General features: G+C 66.7%; 27 protein-coding genes. 25 read left to right on the top strand and 2 right to left on the bottom strand.

Going from position 1 to position 20,397, the window contains the following annotated elements; translation table 11 throughout:
- The first annotated feature begins 19 nt into the window (after positions 1 to 19).
- From pcp to ACSFA5_RS18700, 10 genes are all read left to right on the top strand, one after another.
- Positions 20 to 724: a pyroglutamyl-peptidase I gene (pcp, locus tag ACSFA5_RS18745; RefSeq protein ID WP_435445540.1), complete on the top strand. Its 705-nt coding sequence runs from the start codon at positions 20 to 22 to the stop codon at positions 722 to 724.
- Positions 725 to 776: 52 nt separating this feature from the next.
- A complete protein-coding gene (locus tag ACSFA5_RS18740) occupies positions 777 to 1,556 on the top strand; it encodes a LamB/YcsF family protein (protein WP_435445539.1) in 780 nt (259 codons plus the stop codon).
- A 2-nt stretch (positions 1,557 to 1,558) separates the two neighbouring features.
- Entirely contained in the window at positions 1,559 to 3,148 is a 1,590-nt protein-coding gene (gene pxpB / locus ACSFA5_RS18735) for a 5-oxoprolinase subunit PxpB (protein WP_435445963.1), read from the top strand.
- A 10-nt stretch (positions 3,149 to 3,158) separates the two neighbouring features.
- A complete protein-coding gene (locus tag ACSFA5_RS18730) occupies positions 3,159 to 4,886 on the top strand; it encodes an acetyl/propionyl/methylcrotonyl-CoA carboxylase subunit alpha (RefSeq protein ID WP_435445538.1) in 1,728 nt (575 codons plus the stop codon).
- Positions 4,887 to 4,902: 16 nt separating this feature from the next.
- Positions 4,903 to 5,046, top strand: coding sequence for a hypothetical protein (locus ACSFA5_RS18725; protein ID WP_435445537.1), 144 nt, complete (start codon positions 4,903 to 4,905; stop codon positions 5,044 to 5,046).
- Between the two features lie 244 nt (positions 5,047 to 5,290).
- A complete protein-coding gene (locus ACSFA5_RS18720; RefSeq protein ID WP_435445536.1) occupies positions 5,291 to 7,678 on the top strand; it encodes a sensor domain-containing protein in 2,388 nt (795 codons plus the stop codon).
- A gap of 104 nt (positions 7,679 to 7,782) precedes the next feature.
- The gene (locus tag ACSFA5_RS18715) at positions 7,783 to 8,748 is read left to right on the top strand and encodes a LysR substrate-binding domain-containing protein (protein ID WP_435445535.1); all 966 of its coding nucleotides are present in this window, start codon (positions 7,783 to 7,785) and stop codon (positions 8,746 to 8,748) included.
- A gap of 134 nt (positions 8,749 to 8,882) precedes the next feature.
- Complete coding sequence (locus ACSFA5_RS18710; protein WP_435445534.1) at positions 8,883 to 9,458, top strand: Dps family protein; 576 nt, start codon at positions 8,883 to 8,885, stop codon at positions 9,456 to 9,458.
- A 75-nt stretch (positions 9,459 to 9,533) separates the two neighbouring features.
- Positions 9,534 to 10,394, top strand: a complete 861-nt coding sequence (ubiA, locus tag ACSFA5_RS18705) for a 4-hydroxybenzoate octaprenyltransferase (protein ID WP_435445962.1) — start codon at positions 9,534 to 9,536, stop codon at positions 10,392 to 10,394.
- 10 nt (positions 10,395 to 10,404) lie between these two features.
- Complete coding sequence (locus ACSFA5_RS18700) at positions 10,405 to 10,875, top strand: MaoC/PaaZ C-terminal domain-containing protein (protein ID WP_435445533.1); 471 nt, start codon at positions 10,405 to 10,407, stop codon at positions 10,873 to 10,875.
- Positions 10,876 to 10,881: 6 nt separating this feature from the next.
- Here ACSFA5_RS18700 and proC read toward each other — a convergent pair whose 3' ends face one another.
- Together proC and ACSFA5_RS18690 are read right to left on the bottom strand one after the other, a co-directional pair.
- Complete coding sequence (gene proC / locus ACSFA5_RS18695; RefSeq protein ID WP_435445532.1) at positions 10,882 to 11,748, bottom strand: pyrroline-5-carboxylate reductase; 867 nt, start codon at positions 11,746 to 11,748, stop codon at positions 10,882 to 10,884.
- Positions 11,745 to 12,932, bottom strand: coding sequence for an esterase-like activity of phytase family protein (locus tag ACSFA5_RS18690; protein ID WP_435445531.1), 1,188 nt, complete (start codon positions 12,930 to 12,932; stop codon positions 11,745 to 11,747). The genes proC and ACSFA5_RS18690 overlap by 4 nt, the downstream gene beginning before the upstream one ends.
- A 215-nt stretch (positions 12,933 to 13,147) precedes the next feature.
- On the opposite strand from ACSFA5_RS18690, the gene rplN reads away from it, so the two are divergent.
- The 15 genes from rplN (at position 13,148) to rpsD (ending at position 20,352) form a co-directional block, all read left to right on the top strand.
- Entirely contained in the window at positions 13,148 to 13,516 is a 369-nt protein-coding gene (rplN, locus tag ACSFA5_RS18685) for a 50S ribosomal protein L14 (RefSeq protein ID WP_009124801.1), read from the top strand.
- Positions 13,517 to 13,528: 12 nt separating this feature from the next.
- Positions 13,529 to 13,861, top strand: coding sequence for a 50S ribosomal protein L24 (gene rplX, locus ACSFA5_RS18680; RefSeq protein ID WP_435445530.1), 333 nt, complete (start codon positions 13,529 to 13,531; stop codon positions 13,859 to 13,861).
- An 11-nt stretch (positions 13,862 to 13,872) separates the two neighbouring features.
- Positions 13,873 to 14,412, top strand: coding sequence for a 50S ribosomal protein L5 (gene rplE, locus ACSFA5_RS18675; protein ID WP_187112767.1), 540 nt, complete (start codon positions 13,873 to 13,875; stop codon positions 14,410 to 14,412).
- An 8-nt stretch (positions 14,413 to 14,420) separates the two neighbouring features.
- Complete coding sequence (rpsN, locus tag ACSFA5_RS18670; RefSeq protein ID WP_093436359.1) at positions 14,421 to 14,726, top strand: 30S ribosomal protein S14; 306 nt, start codon at positions 14,421 to 14,423, stop codon at positions 14,724 to 14,726.
- A 20-nt stretch (positions 14,727 to 14,746) separates the two neighbouring features.
- Positions 14,747 to 15,142, top strand: coding sequence for a 30S ribosomal protein S8 (rpsH, locus tag ACSFA5_RS18665; protein ID WP_056516708.1), 396 nt, complete (start codon positions 14,747 to 14,749; stop codon positions 15,140 to 15,142).
- Positions 15,143 to 15,166: 24 nt separating this feature from the next.
- On the top strand, positions 15,167 to 15,700 hold the full coding sequence (gene rplF / locus ACSFA5_RS18660) for a 50S ribosomal protein L6 (protein WP_435437508.1): 534 nt from the start codon (positions 15,167 to 15,169) through the stop codon (positions 15,698 to 15,700).
- Positions 15,701 to 15,714: 14 nt separating this feature from the next.
- Entirely contained in the window at positions 15,715 to 16,080 is a 366-nt protein-coding gene (gene rplR, locus ACSFA5_RS18655; protein WP_042672913.1) for a 50S ribosomal protein L18, read from the top strand.
- An 18-nt stretch (positions 16,081 to 16,098) separates the two neighbouring features.
- Positions 16,099 to 16,617 carry a 30S ribosomal protein S5 gene (gene rpsE / locus ACSFA5_RS18650; protein WP_013544109.1) on the top strand — a complete coding sequence of 173 codons (519 nt, stop codon included), beginning with the start codon at positions 16,099 to 16,101 and terminating at the stop codon, positions 16,615 to 16,617.
- A gap of 25 nt (positions 16,618 to 16,642) precedes the next feature.
- Entirely contained in the window at positions 16,643 to 16,828 is a 186-nt protein-coding gene (rpmD, locus tag ACSFA5_RS18645) for a 50S ribosomal protein L30 (protein WP_009124818.1), read from the top strand.
- A gap of 11 nt (positions 16,829 to 16,839) precedes the next feature.
- A complete protein-coding gene (gene rplO / locus ACSFA5_RS18640; RefSeq protein WP_101491466.1) occupies positions 16,840 to 17,271 on the top strand; it encodes a 50S ribosomal protein L15 in 432 nt (143 codons plus the stop codon).
- A gap of 27 nt (positions 17,272 to 17,298) precedes the next feature.
- The gene (secY, locus tag ACSFA5_RS18635) at positions 17,299 to 18,612 is read left to right on the top strand and encodes a preprotein translocase subunit SecY (RefSeq protein ID WP_435437510.1); all 1,314 of its coding nucleotides are present in this window, start codon (positions 17,299 to 17,301) and stop codon (positions 18,610 to 18,612) included.
- 66 nt (positions 18,613 to 18,678) lie between these two features.
- Positions 18,679 to 18,792: a 50S ribosomal protein L36 gene (gene rpmJ, locus ACSFA5_RS18630; protein ID WP_013544106.1), complete on the top strand. Its 114-nt coding sequence runs from the start codon at positions 18,679 to 18,681 to the stop codon at positions 18,790 to 18,792.
- A 23-nt stretch (positions 18,793 to 18,815) separates the two neighbouring features.
- A complete protein-coding gene (rpsM, locus tag ACSFA5_RS18625; protein WP_093243005.1) occupies positions 18,816 to 19,181 on the top strand; it encodes a 30S ribosomal protein S13 in 366 nt (121 codons plus the stop codon).
- A 12-nt stretch (positions 19,182 to 19,193) separates the two neighbouring features.
- Complete coding sequence (rpsK, locus tag ACSFA5_RS18620; RefSeq protein WP_009124825.1) at positions 19,194 to 19,598, top strand: 30S ribosomal protein S11; 405 nt, start codon at positions 19,194 to 19,196, stop codon at positions 19,596 to 19,598.
- A gap of 130 nt (positions 19,599 to 19,728) precedes the next feature.
- Positions 19,729 to 20,352: a 30S ribosomal protein S4 gene (rpsD, locus tag ACSFA5_RS18615; RefSeq protein ID WP_009124826.1), complete on the top strand. Its 624-nt coding sequence runs from the start codon at positions 19,729 to 19,731 to the stop codon at positions 20,350 to 20,352.
- The last annotated feature ends 45 nt before the right edge of the window (positions 20,353 to 20,397 follow it).

Genomic DNA, 20,397 nt, shown 5'->3' with positions numbered 1-20,397 from the left:
TGCCACCGAGGTACCGCGCATGACCCCCGAAGCCAGGCAGGCCCTTGCACCGCGCGCGCCCCGGGTGCTGCTCGCGGGCTTCGAGCCCTTCGAGAACGACCCGGTCAACCCCGCCTGGGAAATTGCCCGCGCGCTCGACGGCTGGGCCTGCGAGGGCGCCGTGGTGCAGGCGCTGCAGCTGCCCTGCGTGTTCGGCCGCGCCATCGACACGCTGGACGCGGCGCTGGCGGACATCGTCGCCACGGGGGCCGCGCTGCCGCTGGTGCTGTGCATCGGCGCCGCGGGCGGGCGCACCGAGATCTCGATGGAGCGCGCCGCGCTGAACGTCGACGACGCGCGCATCCCCGACAACGCCGGCTCCCAGCCCATCGATGTAGAGGTGGTGGCCGGCGGCCCGGCGGCCTACTTCTCGACGCTGCCGATCAAGGCCATGGTGCGCGACATGCGCGCCGCGGGGCTGCCGGCGGCGGTGTCCAACAGCGCCGGCACCTTCGTGTGCAACCACATCTTCTATGCGCTGATGCACCGGCTGGCCACGCAGCCGGCGCTCGCGCACACGCGCGGCGGCTTCGTCCACGTGCCCTACCTGCCCGAGCAGGCCGCGCCCAGGCCGGGCGTGGCGAGCATGGCGCTGGCCGCGCAGGTGGAAGCCTTTCGCGTGGGCGTACGCACCGCGCTCACCGTGCGCCAGGACGTGCGCGAGACCGCCGGCCGCCTGCATTGACCTTGCAGCTACACCCAGGGCGTGCGTTCACCGCGCGCCGGAGACGAACACGATGAACATCGACCTGAACAGTGACCTCGGCGAGAGCCTGGGCGTGTGGCGCATGGGCGACGACGCCGCCATGCTGGCCCTTGTGAGCAGCGCCAACGTGGCCTGCGGCTTCCATGCGGGCGACCCCGCCGGCATCCTGCGCACGCTGCGCCAGGCCAGGGAATGCGGCGTGGCCATCGGCGCCCACGTGTCCTACCGCGACCTGGTGGGCTTCGGGCGCCGCAACATGGACGTGGAAAGCGCCGACCTGCGCGCCGACGTGATCTACCAGATCGGCGCGCTCAAGGGCCTGGCCGCCGCGGCGGGCACCACGGTGCGCTACGTGAAGCCGCACGGCGCGCTCTACAACACCATTGCCCACGACGAGCGCCAGGCGCGCGACGTGATCGCCGCCCTGCAGGAGGCCGACCCCACGCTGTGCCTGGTGGCGCTGGCGGGCTCGCCCCTGCTGGGCTGGGCGCGCGGCGAAGGCCTGCGCGCCGTGGCCGAGGCCTTTGCCGACCGCGCCTACACGCCGCAGGGCGCGCTGGTGTCGCGGCGTGCGCCCGGCGCGGTGCTGCACGACGCCGACGAGGTGGCCGAGCGCATGCTGCGGCTGGCCGCCGACGGCGTGCTCACGGCCATCGACGGCAGCACGGTGCGCATCGAGGCCGAGTCGGTCTGCGTGCACGGCGACAGCCCGGGCGCGGTCGAGATGGCGCGCCAGGTGCGCGCGCGGCTGGAGCAGGCGGGCGTGACGATTCGCCCCTTCGTGGAAGACCTTGAGGGCGTGGCGGCATGACGATGCGCTTTCTTCCGGTCAACCTGAATGCGCTGCTGGTCGAGCTCGACGACCTGCCGCAGACGCTGGCGCTGCTGGCCTCGCTGCGCGCCGAACCCGTCGCCGGCATCGAGGAGCTGGTGCCCGCCGCGCGCACGCTGCTGGTCACGTTCCGTCCGGCCGCCATCGGCGCGGACGAGCTCGTGCGGCAGATCGGTCAGCGCAGCCTCGACGCCCGCGAGACGCGCATCGACAAGCGCATCGAAATTCCGGTGCGCTACGACGGCGAAGACCTGGCCGAGGTGGCCGCGCTGCTGGGCATCGCGCCCGAGGAAGTGGTGCGGCGCCACACCGGCAGCGACTACACCGTGGCCTTCACCGGTTTCGCGCCCGGCTTCGCCTACCTCGCCGGCGGCGATGCCAGCCTGAACGTGCCGCGCCGCGCGGTGCCGCGCACCCGCATTCCGGCGGGCGCGGTGGGCCTGGCGGGCAGCTTCAGCGGTGTCTATCCGCGGGCCAGCCCGGGCGGCTGGCAGATCATCGGCGTCACCGATGCGCCGATGTGGGACCTGTCGCGCGCAACCCCGGCGCTGCTGCAGCCGGGCGACACGGTGCGCTTCGTGGACGTCACTGCGCTGCCGAAGGCGCAGCCCGTGGCGGTGGAAGCCGTGCCTTCCCGCCCTGTCGCGGCGAACGGCTGCGCCTTCGAGATCCGTGCGGCCGGGCTGCAGGCGCTGCTGCAGGACGGCGGCCGCCACGGCCAGGCGAAGCAGGGCGTGTCCGCCTCCGGCGCGATGGACCGGCGCTCGCTGCAGGCGGCCAACCGGCTGGTCGGCAACCCTTCGGACACGGCCTGCATCGAGATCGCCCATGGCGGCTTTCAGCTCGCCTGCCGCGGCGATGCGGTGGTGGCCATCACCGGTGCCGAGGGCCCTGTCACGCTGACCCGCGCCGATGGCACGGCGTGGCCGTTGCCGCGCTACCAGCCGATCGCGCTGGCCGACGGCGACACGTTGGCGCTCGGCGAGCCGCAGGCCGGCATCCGCAGCTACCTGGCCGTGCGCGGCGGCTTCGACGTGGCGCCGGTGCTCGGCAGCCTGTCGAGCGACACGCTCGCGCGCATCGGACCTCCTGCAGTGGCCACGGGCGACGTGCTGCCCGTGCGCGCGGTGGCAGCGGGCGCCTTGGTGGGCGCCGCCGAAACGCCGCCGACCGACCTGCCCACGGTGCAGCAGGACGTCGTGCTCGACATCGTGCTCGGCCCGCGCACCGACTGGTTCACGCCCGAGGCGGTCGCCTTGCTGTGCAGCCAGTCGTGGGTGGTCACGCCGCAGTCGAACCGCGTCGGCATCCGCCTGTCCGGCGAGGTGCCTTTGGCGCGCGCCAACCCTGCCGAGCTGCCCAGCGAGGGCACCGCCTGCGGCGCGCTCCAGGTGCCGCCCAGCGGCCAGCCCGTGCTGTTCCTGGCCGACCACCCTCTGACCGGCGGCTACCCCGTGATCGCCTGCGTCGCCACCCACCACCTGGACCGCGCGGGGCAGATCCCCGTGAACGCGCGCGTCCGCTTCCACCCGATTGCCGCTCCCGGCCCCGTCGCTCCCCGCGCACCGTGAAAGCCCTCCGATGAAAAAACTCCTGATCGCCAACCGCGGCGAAATTGCCGTGCGCATCGCGCGCGCCTGTGCCGACTACGGCGTGCAGTCGGTCGCGGTGTATGCCGACGCCGACCTGAACGCGATGCACGTCCGCATGGCCGACGAGGCCTACGGACTCGAGGGCGACAAGCCCGCCGACACCTACCTGAACATCGCCAAGCTGCTGGCCGTGGCCCGGCGCAGCGGCGCCGACGCGGTGCACCCGGGCTACGGCTTTCTCTCGGAGAGCGCAGCGTTCGCGCAGGCCGTGATCGACGCTGGCCTGACGTGGGTCGGCCCCTCGCCGTCCGCCATCGCGATGCTGGGCGACAAGGTGCAGGCCCGCAAGCTCGCGCTGAAGGTCGGCGCGCCGCTGGTGGCGGGCACGCCCGACCCTGTGACCAGCGCCGGCGAGGTGCTCGCCTTCGCCGAGGCGCACGGCCTGCCGGTCGCCATCAAGGCGGCCTTCGGCGGCGGCGGGCGCGGCATCAAGGTGGCGTGGCGGCTGGACGAGGTCGAAGGGCTGTACGAATCGGCGGTGCGCGAGGCCGTGACGGCCTTCGGGCGCGGCGAGTGCTATGTCGAGCAGTTTCTCGACCGGCCGCGCCACGTCGAGGCGCAGGTGCTGGCCGACACGCACGGCCACGTGGTGGTGGTCGGCACGCGCGACTGCTCTTTGCAGCGGCGCAACCAGAAGCTGGTGGAAGAGGCGCCCGCGCCCTTCCTGAGCGACGAACAGCGCGAGCGCATCCACCAGTCGGCGCGCGACATCTGCGCGGCGGCCGGCTACACGGGCGCCGGCACGGTCGAGTTCATGCTGAGCACGAGCGGCGCCATCTCCTTCCTCGAGGTGAACACGCGGCTGCAGGTGGAGCATCCGGTGACCGAGGAAACCACGGGCATCGATCTGGTGATCGAGCAGCTGCGCATCGCCGAGGGGCTGCCGCTGTCGATCACGCAGACGCCAGTGCCGCGCGGCCACGCCTTCGAGTTCCGCATCAACGCCGAGGACGTGGGGCGTGGCTTCCTGCCGTCGCCGGGGCCGGTGAAGGTGTTCGACGCGCCTTCGGGCCCGGGCGTGCGCGTGGACACGGGCGTCGACGCGGGCTCGCAGGTGCCGGGCACCTTCGATTCGTTGATGGCCAAGCTCATCGTCACCGGCGCCACGCGCGAGCAGGCGATTGCGCGGGCCCGCCGCGCGCTGAAGGAGTTCCGCATCGAGGGCCTGCCCACGGTGCTGCCGTTCCACCGTGCGGTGATGGCGCACCCCGACTTCGTGTCGGGCGACGCATTCAAGGTGCACACGCGCTGGATCGAGACCGACTTCGCCAACGCCGAGGCCGCCGCGATGCGGTCCGACCCGCTGCCCGACACGGCGCTGTTGCGCACGGCCATCGAAGTGGACGGCCGGCGCATGGCGCTGGGCCTGCCGGCGGTGCTGTTGAGCGGCCTGTCGTCGGCCGCCGGTGCCGCGGGCGTGGCGCCCGCCGAAGCGGCCGTGGCGGATGCCGCCGCCGTGGCCGCGCCGGTGTCCGGCACGCTGCAGGGCTGGAAGGTCGCCGACGGCGACGAGGTGGCGCAGGGCGCGGTCGTCGCCGTAATGGAGGCGATGAAGATGGAGATGCAGGTCGTCGCGCACCGCGCGGGGCGCATTGCCTTCGCGGTGGCTGCGGGCGGCTACGTGGCGGCGGGCGCCACGCTGGCGACCGTCGGCTGATGCCATGGGCAACGGCGTGAAGACCGAACCGGTGTCCTGGCTGTTCAGCCCCGACCTGCAGCGACTGGCCGGGCACTTCGCGCTGGGCTGGGCCGAGCAGGTGGGCTTGGGGGCCGGCGAGGCCTTTTTGCCGCATGTCGACAGGCGCCGAATCAGTTAACTTTTGTTTCAGACTCCCGTATGATCTTGTGGGTTTACCCTGCATTTCTGAGCAAAACACCCGCAAGTCGCTTCAAGCATCGACAACGCAACGCGAGACCACAGGTCGAGCAAATGGCTCTTTGTGCAGTTCTTCGGTTCGATGAATGCCGGTGTGCAAGATGCAAGACGCGTGGATGAATGGGAAGAGGGGCGAGGCCTTCACAGGGCCTGAAGGGGGGGCGGCGATACCGCCGCTGCAGCCGATGTCCGCCGAGTTGCGGGCGCTCGACGGTGCTTTCGCCACGCTGACGCTCGACGCCCAGGGCCGCGTGTTGCGGGCCAACAACCATTTTCTGAGCGCCTGGGGCTACGCGCTCGACGAGTTGCAGGGGCGCGACTTTCTCGACATCAGCCCCGCCGCCGGCCTGCCCGACAACCCCTGCGCCCTCTGGGGCGACGTGCTGCGCGGCGAGCAGCGCGTCGTCGAGCGCCTGCGCCTGCACAAGGACGGCAGCCAGCGCTGGGTCCAGGCCTCGTACACGGCGCTGGCGGATGCGCACGGCGCGGTGCGGGTCGTGGAAATCTCGAACGACATCTCCTCGCGCGTGTTCAAGGCCGCCGACGACCGCGGCCAGATCCAGGCCATCCATGTGTCGCAGGCGGTGGTCCAGTTCGCGCTCGACGGCACGGTGCTCGAGGCCAACGCGCGCTTTCTCGACGCCATGGGCTACCGGCTGGAAGAAGTGGCGGGGCGGCACCACCGCATGTTCGTGGACGCGGCCTATGCCGAGAGCGCGGAGTACGCCGCCTTCTGGGCCGCGCTCGCCGGCGGCAACCACCATGCCGCGGAGTACCGGCGCCTGGGCAAGGACGGCCGCGAAGTCTGGCTGCAGGCCACCTACAACCCGATCTTCGACCCGGCGGGGCGCGTGCGCAAAGTGGTCAAGTACGCCACCGACATCACGCAGGAGAAGCTGCGCCAGGCCGAATTTCAAAGCCAGATCGAGGCCATCCACAAGTCGCAGGGCGTGATCACCTTCCGGGTCGACGGCACCATCCTGGATGCCAACCCGAACTTCCTCGCGACCTTCGGCTATGCGCTGGACGAGATGGTGGGCCGCCACCACCGGATGCTGATGGAGCCCGGCGTGGCCGACACCGAGGCGTACGCGCAGTTCTGGCAGACGCTGCGCTCGGGCAAGTTCGTCTCGGGGCGCCACAAGCGCATCGGCAAGGACGGGCGCGAGGTCTGGCTGCAGGCCTCGTACAACCCGGTGTACGACCTGAACGGCCAGTTCACGCGCATCATCAAGTTCGCGAGCGACGTCACCGCCGACGTGGCGCTGGCCCAGGCGTTCGAGGACGCGCAGCGCCAGGCGCAGCACGACGCGGCCACCTCGCTGCCCAACCGCACGCGCCTGTCGGCCTTCATGGCGGCCGCGCTGACGCATCCGCAGGCGCGGCTGGTGGTGCTGTACCTGGACCTGGACCGCTTCAAGCCCATCAACGACACCTACGGCCATCCGGTCGGAGACAAGGTGCTGGGCGAGGTGGCCGACCGGCTGCGCCGCTCGCTCAAGAGCGACCAGCTGGCCGCGCGCATCGGCGGCGACGAGTTCGTGATTGCCGCGCCGAACCTGGCCGACGAGGAAATCGACGCCTACTGCCAGCAGCTGCTGGAGGCCATTGCCGCGCCCATCCGCAACGACGTGGGCCTGCTGGAGGTCGGCGCGTCGATCGGCGTGGCGGTGTCGCCGGCCGACGGCACCACGCCCGACGAGCTGCTGCGCGCGGCGGACACCGCGCTCTACCGTTCCAAGCACAACGGCCGGGGCACGTACTGCTTCTTCGCCAACGAGATGAACGACCGCGTGACGGCCAGCCGCCGCATGATCGAGGAGATGCGCCGCGGCATCGCGGCCGGCGAGTTCTACCTCGACTTTCAACCGCGCTTCGACGCGCGCACGCAATCGATACGCAGCGCCGAGGCGCTGGTGCGCTGGGCGCATCCGCAGCACGGGCGCATCGGGCCGGACGACTTCATTCCGCTGGCGGAAAAGAGCGGACTGATCCTGCCGCTGGGCGACTGGGTGCTGCAAACGGCCTGCGAGGCCGCGGTGCAGTGGCCGGAGATCGGCGTGTCGGTCAACGTGTCGCCGGTGCAGTTCCGCGACGGCCGGCTGGTGCAGCGCGTGAGGGACGTGCTGGCGGGCGCCGGCCTGGCGCCCGAGCGGCTGGAGATCGAGATCACCGAAGGCGTGCTGATGGACGACGCCGAGGGCGCGGGCATCGTGCTGCGCGAGCTCAAGGCGTTGGGCGTGAAGCTGGCCATCGACGACTTCGGCACCGGCTACGCGTCGCTGAGCTCGCTGCGCAGTTTTCCGTTCGACGTCATCAAGATCGACCGGCAGTTCATCGCCGACATCGAAGAGCGCGACGGCAGCCGCGACGTGGTCAAGGCGATCCTGGCGCTGGGCAAGGCGCTGGGCCTGTCGGTCACGGCCGAGGGGGTGGAGACCGACGGCCAGTTGCAGACGCTGATCGAGGACCACTGCGCCGAAGTGCAGGGCTTCCTGCTGGGCCGGCCGATGACGGCACCGATGCTGGTCGAGATGGTGGAGATGGTCGAGGACGTGGAAGCCGGGCGCTGAGCGACGCTGCAGGGGATCGGAGCGGCAGGTTTCGGCACTTTGGCAGGGCCTTGCGACCCCGGGCCAGCTCGGATGCGGCCCCTTGCGCATAATTGACGCAAGCTATGACTCTCACCGAACTCAAATACATCGTCGCAGTAGCCCGCGAACGGCACTTCGGCAAGGCGGCCGAGGCCTGCTACGTCTCCCAACCGACCCTTTCGGTGGCCATCAAGAAGCTCGAGGACGAGCTCGAGGTCAAGCTCTTCGAGCGCAGCGCCGGCGAAGTGACCGTCACGCCGCTGGGCGAGCAGATCGTGCAGCAGGCCCAAAGCGTGCTCGACCAGGCCGCCAGCATCAGGGAGATCGCCAAGCGCGGCAAGGACCCGCTGGCCGGTCCGCTGAACCTGGGCGTGATCTACACCATCGGCCCGTACCTGCTGCCCGACCTGGTGCGCCAGGTGATCGCCCGCACCCCGCAGATGCCGCTGGTGCTGCAGGAGAACTTCACCGCCAAGCTGCTCGAGATGCTGCGCGCCGGCGAGATCGACTGCGCCATCATGGCCGAGCCCTTTCCCGACACGGGCCTGGCCATGGCGCCGCTGTATGACGAGCCCTTCATGGCGGCGCTGCCCATCAAGCACAAGTTCGCCGACCGCGAATCGATCACCTCCGAAGAACTGCAGAGCGAGACCATGCTGCTGCTGGGCACGGGGCACTGCTTTCGCGACCACGTGCTCGAGGTGTGTCCCGAGTTCGCGCGCTTTTCCAGCAACGCCGAAGGCATCCGCAAGAGCTTCGAGGGCTCGTCGCTGGAAACCATCAAGCACATGGTGGCCTCGGGCATGGGCGTGACGCTGGTGCCGCGCCTGTCGGTGCCCGTCGAGGCGCTCAAGCCCAAGGTCAAGGGCCGCAAGGAATTCGAGCAGATGGTGCGCTACCTGCCCGTGCGCGACGCGCACGACCGCGAGCCGCCCACGCGCCGCGTGGTGCTGGCGTGGCGGCGCACCTTCACGCGCTACGAGGCCATTGCGGCGCTGCGCAATGCCATCTACGCGTGCGAGCTGCCGGGTGTGAAGCGGTTGTCCTAGCAGTTCGCGGAATCGGCCTACGCGGCGGCGGTTCGGAATCGTTCATCGCTGAGATAGAGTGACGCTGTTGCAAAGCCGCGCGCCGGCTTCCAGAATTCCGGTGTTCCCCCCAACTTGAAGAAAGAGCTCTCGCCATGGCCAAAGCCCCGAAGAAATCGTCGCCAGCCTCCTCCGCCGGCAAGGTGCCCAAGAAGGGCGGCGCGGTGGTCGCGCAGGAGTCGGGCAGCCGCAACGCGCCGATCATCAACATCGGCATCGAGCGCCAGGACCGCGCCGCCATCGCCGAAGGCCTGAGCCGCGTGCTGGCCGACACCTACACGCTGTACCTCACCACGCACAACTTCCACTGGAACGTGACGGGCCCGCACTTCAACTCGCTGCACGCGATGTTCATGGGCCAGTACACCGAACTCTGGAATTCGACCGACGTGCTGGCCGAGCGCATCCGCGCGCTGGGCCACTATGCGCCGGGCTCGTACGCCGAGTTCAGCAAGATCGCCACCGTGCCCGACGTGCCGCAGACGCCCCCCAAGGCGATGGAGATGGTGCGCATCCTGGTGAAGGGCCACGAGACCGTGTCGCGCATCGCGCGCGAATTCATTCCGGTGGCCGAAGAGGCCGGCGACGACCCGACGGCCGACATGCTCACCGCGCGCTGCACGGTGCACGACCAGACGGCCTGGATGCTGCGCTCGCTGCTCGAGGACTGATCCCCGTCCCCCGGACTCCGGGACCCTGAAACGAGCGGCACAATGGCCGCTCTTTTTTTGCCCGCCGCCATCGCAATGCCCGCCCGCCGTTTCGCGCTGTACCTCGACCTGATCCGCTGGAGCCGTCCCGCCGGCTGGCTGCTGCTGCTGTGGCCCACGCTCGGTGCGCTGTGGTTCGCGGCGCAGGGCTGGCCCGGCTGGCACCTGCTGGTGGTGTTCACGCTCGGCACCTTCCTCATGCGCAGCGCGGGCTGCTGCATCAACGACGTCGCCGACCGCGACTTCGACCGCCATGTGAAGCGCACCGCGCAACGGCCCGTGACCAGCGGCGCGGTGTCGGTCAAGGAGGCGCTGGGGCTCGGTGCCGTGCTGGCGCTGGCGGCATTCGCCCTGGTGCTCACCACCAACCGGCTCACGGTGCTGTGGTCGTTCGCGGCGCTGGCCATCACGCTGGCCTATCCCTTCGCCAAGCGCTTCGTCTCGGTGCCCCAGGCGGTGCTGGGCATCGCCTTCAGCTTCGGCATTCCGATGGCCTTCGCGGCGGTGCAGTCGACGGTGCCGGTGCTGGTCGCGTGGCTGCTGGTCGGCAACCTGTTCTGGGTGCTGGCCTACGACACCGAGTACGCGATGGTCGACCGCGACGACGACCTGAAGATCGGCATGAAGACCTCGGCCATCACCTTCGGGCGCTTCGACGTGGCCGCGGTGATGGCGAGCTACGCGATCTTCCTGGCGATCTGGGGCTGGGCCGGCGCGAGTCACTCGCTGGGCTTGCTGTTCTACGCGGGCATCGCCCTGGCGACCGCGCAGGCCGCGTGGCACTGGCGGCTGATTCGCGAGCGCACGCGCGACGGCTGCTTCAAGGCCTTTCGCCTGAACCATTGGCTGGGCTTCACCGTGTTCGCCGGCATCGTGGCCGGCTACGCGGTGCGTTGAGGCGTCTGCAATGCGGGAACGACTGACGCAGAAGATCGGCCAAGAGGGCTTCTCCGAATGGCACCGCATCACGCAGCAGATGGTCCAGCGCTATTCGGACCTGTCGGGCGACGGCGAAGGCGAGTGGATCCACCTCGACCCCGATCGCGCGGCGCTTGAGGCGCCTTACGGCGGCACCATCGTGCAGGGCTTCTTCCAGGTCTCGCACCTGATCCGGCTGACCGGCGAGGCCATGCGCACGTTGCTGCCCTTCGATTCGAACCACGCGCTGAACTACGGCTTCGACCGCCTGCGCTTCGTGCGGCCGATGCCAGTGGGCGCGCGCTTCCGGGCACGGGTGCGCATCATGGAGGTCACGCCCAAGCCTGACGACAGCTTCCTGCTGAAGGAGGAGGTGCTGCTCGAGCTGGAGGACGGCACCGTCACGCTGGCCGCCGAGTGGCTGTTCTTCCTCGGCCCGCGCGCGCTGCCGCCGGCCTGAGCGCCGTCAGCTGCGGCCGAATTCCTCGCCCAGTTCGGCGGCGCGCTTCTGCGCCGCGCGGATCGCGGTCTTGAACTGCGCCTTCACGTCGGCCTGCTGCAGCGAAGTAATGGCGGCATAGGTCGTGCCGCCCTTGGAGGTGACGCGCTCGCGCAGCACCGACGGCGGCTCGGTCGCGCTGTGCGCCAGCGCCGAGGCGCCGGTGAAGGTGCCGATGGCCAGCTGCTGCGCCTGTTCGGGCGTGAGGCCCATCTCGACACCCGCTTCGGTCATCGCCTCGATGAAATAGAACACGTAGGCCGGGCCCGAGCCGGACAGGGCGGTGACGGCGTCCAGCGCCGATTCGGCATCGACCCAGATCAGCTCGCCGGTGGGCGCCAGCAGCTGCCCGACCGTCGCTCGGTCGGCGCTTTCGGCGCCGGGGCGGGCATACAGGCCCGTCATGCCCTTGCCCACGAGCGCGGGCGTGTTGGGCATGGCGCGCACCACGCGCTCGGTGCCCAGCCAGCGGGCGATGCTGTCCGACGGAATGCCCGCCGCCACGCTCAGGTGCAGGGCGTCGGTCGCGAGCGCGCGCACCGGGCGGGCCGCGTCCGCGAAGGTCTGGGGCTTGACCGCCCAGACCACCACGCCGCAGCGTGACAGGGCCTCGCCGGCCTCGGCCTGCGCCGTGATGCCGAAGGACTGGGCGAGCTTCGCTCGGGCCTCCTCGAACGGCTCGACCACCTCGAACGCGTCCGCCGGGGTGCCTTGCTGGACCAGGCCGCCGATGATGGCGCTCGCCATATTGCCGCCGCCGATGAAGGCCACGGGCGGCAGCGGCGGAAGCGGCACGGGGCCGGTGCGGGGAAGGAAGGTGACGGCGATGGTCATGGTCGGTCGGTGCGGTCTGTGTAGGCGAAGGCGGCGAACTGGGTCACTTGGAGCGGGTTGAAATTGTCGTCGCTCACGACCACCAGCACGCGCTGGCCGTCGGGCAGCGGCGGTCCCCAGCACATGCCTTCGGTGTTGTCGAGCCGGGACAGGCCGAGCGTGGCGAAGTCGGCCACCAGGGTCTTGGACGCGGGGCGGTGATTGCCGGGCGCGAGCGTGTCGACGGCGAGCACGTCGCTGGCCGCACGGGTGTCGATCTCGTACAGGCGCAGCGAGTTGCCCGTGCCGGTGGCGTAGGCGCGCTCCAGCACCAGCATGCGGTCGGCGTCGAGCATCAGGATCTCGCTCACGCCGTTGTCGGCGTAGCTGCCGGGCACCAGCGGGCGCAGCGGGATGGCGTCCGGCACATAGGCGATCTGGCGGTCGGCTTGGCCGGTCTGCAGGTCGATGCGGGTCAAGCGGCAGGGGCCGCCGGGCGCGCCGACGGTGGGCTCGGGGCCGTCCTGGATCAGCGCGTTTTCCATGCCCAGCCAGGCGAAACGGCCGTCGGGCGTGAGGGTGACGCCCTCGAAAGTAAGGTTGTCGCGCGGGCCGCGGCGCTGCACCGGGTCGGGCTGGAACATCGCCGGCATCGGGAACTCGCGCAGGAAGCGGCCGTCGCGGGCCGACTCGTACAGCGCGGGGCCGAAGCCGCGGGCGACGTCGCCCTCGCTGGTCCAGAGCAGGGTGTTGGTCGCAGGCCGCAGGCGCAGGGCTTCCGGGTCGGGCACGGGGAGCCCGTCGACCGCGTGGCGCCGGTTCGGCCAGGGGCCGCCGCCGGGGCGTTGCAGCAGAACCACGCCGGTGGGCTCAGGCTGCGTCTGCAGCGGCTGGGGCCAGCGGGCTGTGTAGCAGCGCACGGGGGCGAGGTCCGCCCGGTCGTCGCTGATCAGCAGGTACTCGTCACGGATCGGGTCGTAGTCGATGCCCGAAAGGCCGCCTGCCGTGGTGCCCTCTATATGCAGGCGGTGCGGCCATCGGGCTTCGGCGATGAGGCGCAGCCGGCCCAGGCCTGCGCCGGACGCCGGCGTGGCGCTTCGGCAGGCGGCCAGGCTCAGCGACAGCAGGCCGGCTGCGCCCGCTACCAAGCGCCGCCGCAAGGGCGACGAGGGCGAATTCGAAGGGGGGTTGTCGAGGGTGCGCACGCCTCGAAGTCTAGTGCCAGTGCGAAATGCTGTAATGGGGTTGTTGACATCGCCCTGAGTGCGTGCAACAATCGAGGGCTTCGCTTCTAAAAGGCGAAGCTTTCAGCCCAAAGCGGAAGCGCCCCGAGTGGTTCGGGGTGTGGACGACGGGACCAAGACTGACCGCGGTGTCTCCCTCCTGGAGGCTCATCGGTACAAGTTGGGAATATCAAGACATGATCCAAACTGAATCCCGGCTCGAAGTGGCCGACAACACGGGCGCGAAATCCGTCCTGTGTATCAAGGTGCTCGGTGGCTCCAAGCGGCGTTATGCCAGCGTGGGCGACGTCATCAAGGTAAGCATCAAGGAAGCCGCTCCGCGTGGTCGCGTCAAAAAAGGCGAGATCTACAGCGCAGTGGTGGTTCGCACCGCCAAGGGCATCCGTCGTGCCGACGGCTCGCTCGTCAAGTTCGACGGCAACGCTGCAGTGTTGCTCAACGCCAAGCTGGAGCCCATCGGCACCCGCATCTTCGGACCGGTCACGCGCGAGCTGCGCACCGAGAAGTTCATGAAGATCGTGTCGCTGGCACCCGAAGTTCTCTAAGGACACAACGCCATGAACAAGATTCGCAAAGGCGACCAGGTCATCGTGTTGGCCGGTCGTGACAAGGGTAAGCGCGGCACCGTGTCGCTCCGCAAGGACGACTCGTACATCCTCATCGATGGCCTGAACGTCGTCAAGAAGCACACCAAGCCGAACCCGCTCAAGGGAACGACCGGTGGCATCGTCGAAAAGTCCATGCCCATTCATCAATCCAACGTGGCGATCTTCAATGCTGCGACCGGCAAGGCCGATCGCGTGGGCATCAAGGTCACCGAGGGTGCTGACGGCAAGCGCTTGGCTGTTCGTGTCTTCAAGTCGAGCGGCGACGAAATCAAGATCGCCTAAGAGGTACTCACATGGCACGTCTCCAACAACAGTATCGCGAAAAGATCGCGAAAGACCTGACTGAAAAGTTCGGCTACAAGTCGCCGATGCAGGTTCCCCGCCTCACCAAGATCACGCTCAACATGGGTGTGGGTGAAGCAGTCGCCGACAAGAAGGTTCTCGACAACGCTGTCGCCGACCTGACCAAGATCGCTGGCCAGAAGCCCGTGGTCACCAAGTCGAAGAAGGCCATCGCCGGTTTCAAGATCCGCGAAAACCAACCCATCGGCTGCATGGTCACGCTGCGTGGCGTGCAGATGTATGAGTTCCTGGACCGTTTCGTGACCATCGCGCTGCCGCGTGTTCGCGACTTCCGCGGCATCTCCGGCCGTGCGTTCGACGGCCGTGGCAACTACAACATCGGCGTCAAGGAACAGATCATTTTCCCTGAGATCGAGTACGACAAGGTCGATGCCTTGCGCGGTCTCAATATCAGCATCACGACGACGGCCAAGACCGACGAAGAAGCCAAGGCGCTTCTGGCTGGTTTCCGTTTCCCGTTCAAGAACTGAGGCGAACTGTGGCTAAACAATCTTTGATCCAGCGCGAACTCAAGCGCGACAAGCTGGTTGCCAAGTTCGCTGCGAAGCACGCTGAACTGAAGGCGGCTTCCAACGACCTGAAGAAGAGCGACGAAGAACGCGCAGCTGCCCGCCTGGGCCTGCAAAAGCTTCCGCGCAACGCGAACCCGACCCGCCAACGCAACCGTTGCGCGATCACCGGTCGTCCGCGCGGCACCTTCCGTCAATTCGGTCTGGCTCGCGCCAAGATCCGTGAACTGGCTTTCGCTGGCGACATCCCCGGTGTCACCAAGGCCAGCTGGTAAGCCAGGCAGGAGCATAAAACATGAGCATGAGTGATCCCATTGCCGACCTGCTGACGCGTATCCGTAACGCGCAGATGGTGGCGAAGCCCACTGTGTCGATCCCGTCTTCCAAGGTGAAGGCCGCGATTGCACAAGTCCTGAAGGACGAAGGCTACATCGACGGCTTCGAAGTGAAGACCGATGCAGGCAAGTCCGAACTCGTCATCACGCTGAAGTACTACGCTGGCCGTCCGGTCATCGAACGTATCGAGCGCGTGAGCCGCCCCGGCCTGCGCGTCTACAAGGCCAGTGCAGCCATTCCGCAAGTCCAGAACGGCCTCGGCGTTGCGATCGTCACGACCCCCCAGGGTGTGATGACCGACCGCAAGGCTCGCGCCACCGGTGTCGGCGGCGAAGTTCTGTGCTACGTCGCCTAACCGAGACATCGAGGAGTTACTGAAATGTCCCGAGTAGGAAAAATGCCGATCACCATCCCCGCAGGCGTGGATGTGTCGATCAAGGAAGACCAGATCAGCGTGAAGGGCACGGGCGGTTCGCTCGTCCTGCATCGCAATGCACTGGTCAAGGTCGTCAGCAATGACGGCAAGCTGAGCTTCGAGCCCGCCAACGAATCGCGTGAAGCGAATGCGATGAGCGGCACGATCCGTCAGCTGGTGAACAACATGGTGGTTGGCGTGACCAAGGGCTTCGAGAAGAAGCTCAACTTGGTCGGCGTCGGCTACAAGGCTGCAGCCTCCAACAACAAGTTGAACCTGCAAGTCGGGTACTCGCACCCGGTCAACATCGAAATGCCGCAAGGCATCACGGTGGCCACTGCGACCCCGACCGAAATCGTGATCAAGGGTGCTGACCGTCAGCGCGTTGGTCAAATCGCCGCTGAGATCCGCGCTGTTCGTCCGCCTGAGCCTTACAAGGGCAAGGGCATCCGTTATTCGGACGAGAAGATCGTGATCAAAGAGACCAAGAAGAAGTAAGGGGCAGCAAAATGATGTTGACCAAAAAAGCACAGCGTCTTCGCCGCTCGCGCCAGACCCGCATTCGCATCGCGACTCAGGGCGTGGCCCGTCTCACGGTGAACCGCACCAACCTGCACATCTATGCAACCGTCATCTCCGACGACGGCACCAAGGTGATTGCAACCGCATCGACGGCAGAAGCCGAAGTGCGTACCTCGCTCGGCGGCTCGGGCAAGGGCGGCAATGCCGCCGCAGCCACCGCAGTCGGCAAGCGCATCGCTGAAAAGGCGAAGGCTGCAGGCGTCGAGAAGGTCGCTTTCGACCGCGCTGGTTTCGCATACCACGGCCGCGTCAAGGCGCTGGCCGAGGCCGCCCGCGAAGCCGGTCTGCAGTTCTAACCGGACACGAGATTCAAAATGGCAAAGATTCAAGCAAGAACGCAGAACGAAGGCCCTGAAGACGGTTTGCGCGAGAAGATGATCGCGATCAACCGCGTCACCAAGGTGGTGAAGGGTGGTCGTATCCTCGGTTTCGCAGCACTCACCGTGGTCGGTGACGGCGAAGGCCGCGTCGGCATGGGCAAGGGCAAGTCGAAGGAAGTGCCTGCTGCCGTGCAGAAGGCAATGGAAGAAGCCCGTCGCAACCTGGCCAAGATCTCGATCAAGAACGGCACGCTGCATCACCGCGTGACGGGTCATCACGGCGCCGCTTCGGTCGTCATGATCCCCGCCCCGAAGGGTACCGGCATCATCGCCGGCGGCCCGATGCGCGCCGTGTTCGAAGTCATGGGCATCACCGACATCGTGGCCAAGAGCCATGGTTCGTCGAACCCCTACAACATGGTTCGCGCCACGCTCGACGGTTTGAAGAACTCGACGACCGCGTCCGCTGTGGCTGCCAAGCGTGGCCTGACCGTCGAAGAAATCTTCGCTTGAGCGCAAGCCTGAAAGAAGCATTCAAATGACGACGCAACAACAAACCCTCAAGGTGCAATTGGTCAAAAGCCCGATTGGCACCAAGGAATCGCATCGCGCGACCGTGCGTGGCCTCGGCCTGCGCAAGCTCAACAGCGTGAGCGAGCTGCAAGACACCCCGGCGGTGCGCGGCATGATCAACAAGATCAGTTATCTGGTCAAAGTTCTGTAAGAGAGACTGATATGGAACTCAATGGCATCAAGCCGGCAGCCGGCGCCAAGCACGCCAAGCGTCGCGTTGGCCGTGGTATCGGCTCTGGCATCGGCAAGACCGCAGGTCGCGGTCACAAGGGCCAGAAGTCGCGTGCAGGCGGTTTCCACAAGGTGGGCTTCGAAGGCGGTCAAATGCCTCTGCAGCGTCGCCTGCCCAAGCGTGGCTTCAAGTCGCACCTGCTGAAGTTCAACGCCGAAGTCACGCTGACTGCTCTCGAGCAGCTCGGCCTGGCCGAAGTGGACGTCCTGGCGCTGAAGCAAGCCGGCCTCGTGGGCCAGCTCGCCAAGGTCGTCAAGATCATCAAGACCGGTGAACTCACCAAGGCCGTCAAGCTGACGGGCGTGGGTGCAACGGCTGGCGCCAAGGCTGCTATCGAAGCAGCCGGCGGTAGCTTCGCCTGATCACCCTCGGACTGAAAGAAGCTCTTCGTGGCAACTAACGCGGCAACGATCGCAAAAACAGGCAAGTTCGGCGACCTTCGTCGTCGGCTCGTGTTTTTGCTGCTCGCGCTCGTGGTCTACCGGGTCGGCGCTCACATTCCTGTGCCGGGTATCAACCCGGACCAGCTGGCAGCGTTGTTCCAGGGCCAGCAGGGCGGCATTCTGAGCCTGTTCAACATGTTCTCGGGCGGGGCGCTGTCGCGTTTCACCGTGTTCGCGTTGGGGATCATGCCGTACATCTCGGCGTCGATCATCATGCAGTTGATGACCTACGTGATTCCTACCTTCGAGCAATTGAAGAAGGAAGGCGAGGCTGGTCGCCGCAAGATCACGCAGTACACGCGTTACGGCGCGTTGGGTCTGGCACTGTTCCAGTCGTTCAGCATCTCGGTGGCGCTCGAGTCGTCGGCCGGCCTGGTCATCGCACCTGGCTTCGGCTTCCGCCTGACTGCCATGGTGAGCCTGACGGCCGGTTCGATGTTCCTGATGTGGCTCGGCGAACAGATCACCGAACGTGGCCTGGGCAACGGCATTTCGATCCTGATCTTTGCAGGTATCGCAGCTGGTTTGCCCAACGCCATTGGCGGCCTGGCCTCGCTGGTGACGACCGGCGCGATGAATCCCATCATCGCGCTCTTCATCATCGCGGTCGTGGTGCTGGTCACCTACTTCGTGGTGTTCGTGGAACGCGGTCAGCGCAAGATCCTCGTGAACTATGCGCGGCGACAGGTGGGCAACAAGGTCTACGGCGGCCAGTCTTCGCACCTGCCGCTGAAGCTGAACATGGCTGGCGTGATCCCGCCGATCTTCGCTTCGTCGATCATCCTGCTGCCGGCAACGGTGGTTGGCTGGTTCAGCACCGGTGAAGGTGGTTTCCGCTGGATCAAGGACATCGCTGGCGCGCTGCGTCCGGGTGAACCGATCTATGTGCTGCTGTACGCCGCTGCGATCGTTTTCTTCTGCTTCTTCTACACGGCACTCGTGTTCAACAGCAAGGAAACGGCCGACAACCTGAAGAAGAGTGGTGCGTTCATTCCAGGCATTCGCCCGGGTGACCAGACCGCTCGCTATATCGACAAGATTCTGGTTCGCCTGACGTTGGCCGGCGCGGTGTACATCACCTTCGTCTGCCTGCTGCCAGAGTTCCTGATCCTGAAGTACAACGTGCCGTTCTACTTCGGTGGTACCTCCCTGCTGATCATCGTGGTCGTCACGATGGACTTCATGGCCCAGGTGCAAAACTACATGATGTCCCAGCAGTACGAATCGCTGCTGAAGAAGGCTAACTTCAAGACATCGTAGGGCTGTGTTTTTCAGTATTGAGTCCGGGCGGTAGACCGCCACGTTAAACAGTTTTAGGAGAATGAAATGAGAGTTTCGGCTTCGGTCAAAACCATCTGCCGTAATTGCAAGGTCATCCGCCGTAAAGGTGTGGTGCGTGTGATTTGCACCGACCCGCGCCACAAGCAGCGCCAGGGTTGATTGAAGAGTATTAGAGGACGCACATGGCACGTATTGCTGGCATCAACATCCCGCCGCACAAGCACGCTGAAATCGGCCTGACCGCCATTTTCGGTATCGGTCGCACCCGCGCCCGTCAAATCTGCGAAGCGAGCGGCATCGAATATTCGAAGAAGATCAAGGATCTGACCGACGGTGATCTCGAGAAGATCCGCGATCAGATCGCTCTCTTCACCATCGAAGGCGATCTGCGTCGCGAAACGACGATGAACATCAAGCGTTTGATGGACATCGGTTGCTATCGCGGCTTCCGTCACCGTCGCGGCCTGCCGATGCGCGGCCAGCGCACGCGCACCAATGCCCGCACTCGCAAGGGTCCGCGCAAGGCTGCGCAGTCCCTGAAGAAATAAGGATAGACCAGCATGGCTAAAGCACCTGCAAACAACGCCGCACAGCGCGTTCGCAAGAAGGTTCGCAAGAACGTTGCGGACGGTATCGCCCACGTGCATGCCTCGTTCAACAACACCATCATCACGATCACCGATCGCCAGGGCAACGCCCTGTCGTGGGCTTCGTCGGGTGGCCAGGGCTTCAAGGGCTCGCGCAAGTCGACTCCGTTCGCTGCGCAGGTGGCTTCCGAAGTTGCCGGCCGTGCTGCTGTCGAACAAGGTATCAAGAACCTCGACGTCGAGATCAAGGGCCCCGGCCCCGGTCGCGAATCGTCGGTGCGCGCACTGGCTGCGCTCGGCATCCGGATCAATTCCATTGCCGATGTGACGCCCGTTCCGCACAACGGCTGCCGTCCCCAGAAGCGTCGCCGCATCTGAGCGTCAGTCTGCAAGGCGCAGCCGGCTTTGAATAGCGGCTGCGCATTTGTTTTTTATCTAAGCCCACCGCCACCCGCGTCTCGCAGGTGGCTCCCGCAGGCAACTGCGGCAGATACACAAAGGAAGAATCGTGGCACGTTACCTCGGCCCCAAGGCCAAACTTTCCCGCCGTGAAGGCACCGACCTGTTCCTGAAGAGCGCCCGCCGTTCGATCCAGGACAAGGCCAAGTTCGACTCCAAGCCCGGCCAGCACGGTCGCACCTCGGGTCAGCGCACTTCCGACTACGGTCTGCAACTGCGTGAAAAGCAGAAGGTCAAGCGCATGTACGGCGTGCTGGAAAAGCAGTTCCGCCGCTACTTCGAAGAAGCCGACCGTCGCCGCGGCAACACCGGCGCCAACCTGCTTTTCATCCTCGAGTCGCGCCTGGACAACGTCGTCTACCGCATGGGCTTCGGCTCGACCCGCGCTGAGGCGCGTCAACTCGTGTCGCACAAGGCGATCACGGTGAACGGTCAGTCGGTCAACATCCCGTCGTACCTGGTCAAGACCGGCGACGTGATCGCCGTGCGCGACAAGTCGAAGAAGCAGAACCGCATCGTCGAAGCGCTCCAGCTCGCCCAGCAAGTCGGCATTCCGGCATGGGTCGATGTGAACGCCGACAAGGCCGAAGGCACGTTCAAGAAGGTGCCCGATCGCGACGAATTCGCAGCCGACATCAACGAATCGCTGATCGTCGAACTCTATTCGCGTTGATTTTTTCTTCCCGCATCCGCCCTTCGGCGCGTGCGGGAGATTGTT

Origin of the sequence: Variovorax monticola, assembly GCF_051216855.1 — a bacterium.
In the GTDB taxonomy this organism is placed as follows: domain Bacteria; phylum Pseudomonadota; class Gammaproteobacteria; order Burkholderiales; family Burkholderiaceae_C; genus Variovorax.
This window is presented reverse-complemented; position numbering and strand designations above follow the sequence as displayed.

Excerpts from the sequence above, each read along its gene's own strand:
- rplR (WP_042672913.1), top strand. The coding sequence starts at position 15,715 with ATGTTGACCAAAAAAGCACAGCGTCTTCGCCGCTCGCGCCAGACCCGC.
- rpsK (WP_009124825.1), top strand. The coding sequence starts at position 19,194 with ATGGCTAAAGCACCTGCAAACAACGCCGCACAGCGCGTTCGCAAGAAG.
- rplO (WP_101491466.1), top strand. The coding sequence starts at position 16,840 with ATGGAACTCAATGGCATCAAGCCGGCAGCCGGCGCCAAGCACGCCAAG.
- rplX (WP_435445530.1), top strand. The coding sequence starts at position 13,529 with ATGAACAAGATTCGCAAAGGCGACCAGGTCATCGTGTTGGCCGGTCGT.
- rpsM (WP_093243005.1), top strand. The coding sequence starts at position 18,816 with ATGGCACGTATTGCTGGCATCAACATCCCGCCGCACAAGCACGCTGAA.
- rpsH (WP_056516708.1), top strand. The coding sequence starts at position 14,747 with ATGAGCATGAGTGATCCCATTGCCGACCTGCTGACGCGTATCCGTAAC.
- rpmJ (WP_013544106.1), top strand. The coding sequence starts at position 18,679 with ATGAGAGTTTCGGCTTCGGTCAAAACCATCTGCCGTAATTGCAAGGTC.
- rplF (WP_435437508.1), top strand. The coding sequence starts at position 15,167 with ATGTCCCGAGTAGGAAAAATGCCGATCACCATCCCCGCAGGCGTGGAT.
- proC (WP_435445532.1), bottom strand. The coding sequence starts at position 11,748 with ATGACCATCGCCGTCACCTTCCTTCCCCGCACCGGCCCCGTGCCGCTT.
- ubiA (WP_435445962.1), top strand. The coding sequence starts at position 9,534 with ATGCCCGCCCGCCGTTTCGCGCTGTACCTCGACCTGATCCGCTGGAGC.
- rpmD (WP_009124818.1), top strand. The coding sequence starts at position 16,643 with ATGACGACGCAACAACAAACCCTCAAGGTGCAATTGGTCAAAAGCCCG.
- rpsE (WP_013544109.1), top strand. The coding sequence starts at position 16,099 with ATGGCAAAGATTCAAGCAAGAACGCAGAACGAAGGCCCTGAAGACGGT.
- pcp (WP_435445540.1), top strand. The coding sequence starts at position 20 with ATGACCCCCGAAGCCAGGCAGGCCCTTGCACCGCGCGCGCCCCGGGTG.
- ACSFA5_RS18730 (WP_435445538.1), top strand. The coding sequence starts at position 3,159 with ATGAAAAAACTCCTGATCGCCAACCGCGGCGAAATTGCCGTGCGCATC.
- pxpB (WP_435445963.1), top strand. The coding sequence starts at position 1,559 with ATGCGCTTTCTTCCGGTCAACCTGAATGCGCTGCTGGTCGAGCTCGAC.
- ACSFA5_RS18710 (WP_435445534.1), top strand. The coding sequence starts at position 8,883 with ATGGCCAAAGCCCCGAAGAAATCGTCGCCAGCCTCCTCCGCCGGCAAG.
- ACSFA5_RS18700 (WP_435445533.1), top strand. The coding sequence starts at position 10,405 with ATGCGGGAACGACTGACGCAGAAGATCGGCCAAGAGGGCTTCTCCGAA.
- ACSFA5_RS18720 (WP_435445536.1), top strand. The coding sequence starts at position 5,291 with ATGTCCGCCGAGTTGCGGGCGCTCGACGGTGCTTTCGCCACGCTGACG.
- ACSFA5_RS18715 (WP_435445535.1), top strand. The coding sequence starts at position 7,783 with ATGACTCTCACCGAACTCAAATACATCGTCGCAGTAGCCCGCGAACGG.
- rplN (WP_009124801.1), top strand. The coding sequence starts at position 13,148 with ATGATCCAAACTGAATCCCGGCTCGAAGTGGCCGACAACACGGGCGCG.
- rplE (WP_187112767.1), top strand. The coding sequence starts at position 13,873 with ATGGCACGTCTCCAACAACAGTATCGCGAAAAGATCGCGAAAGACCTG.
- ACSFA5_RS18740 (WP_435445539.1), top strand. The coding sequence starts at position 777 with ATGAACATCGACCTGAACAGTGACCTCGGCGAGAGCCTGGGCGTGTGG.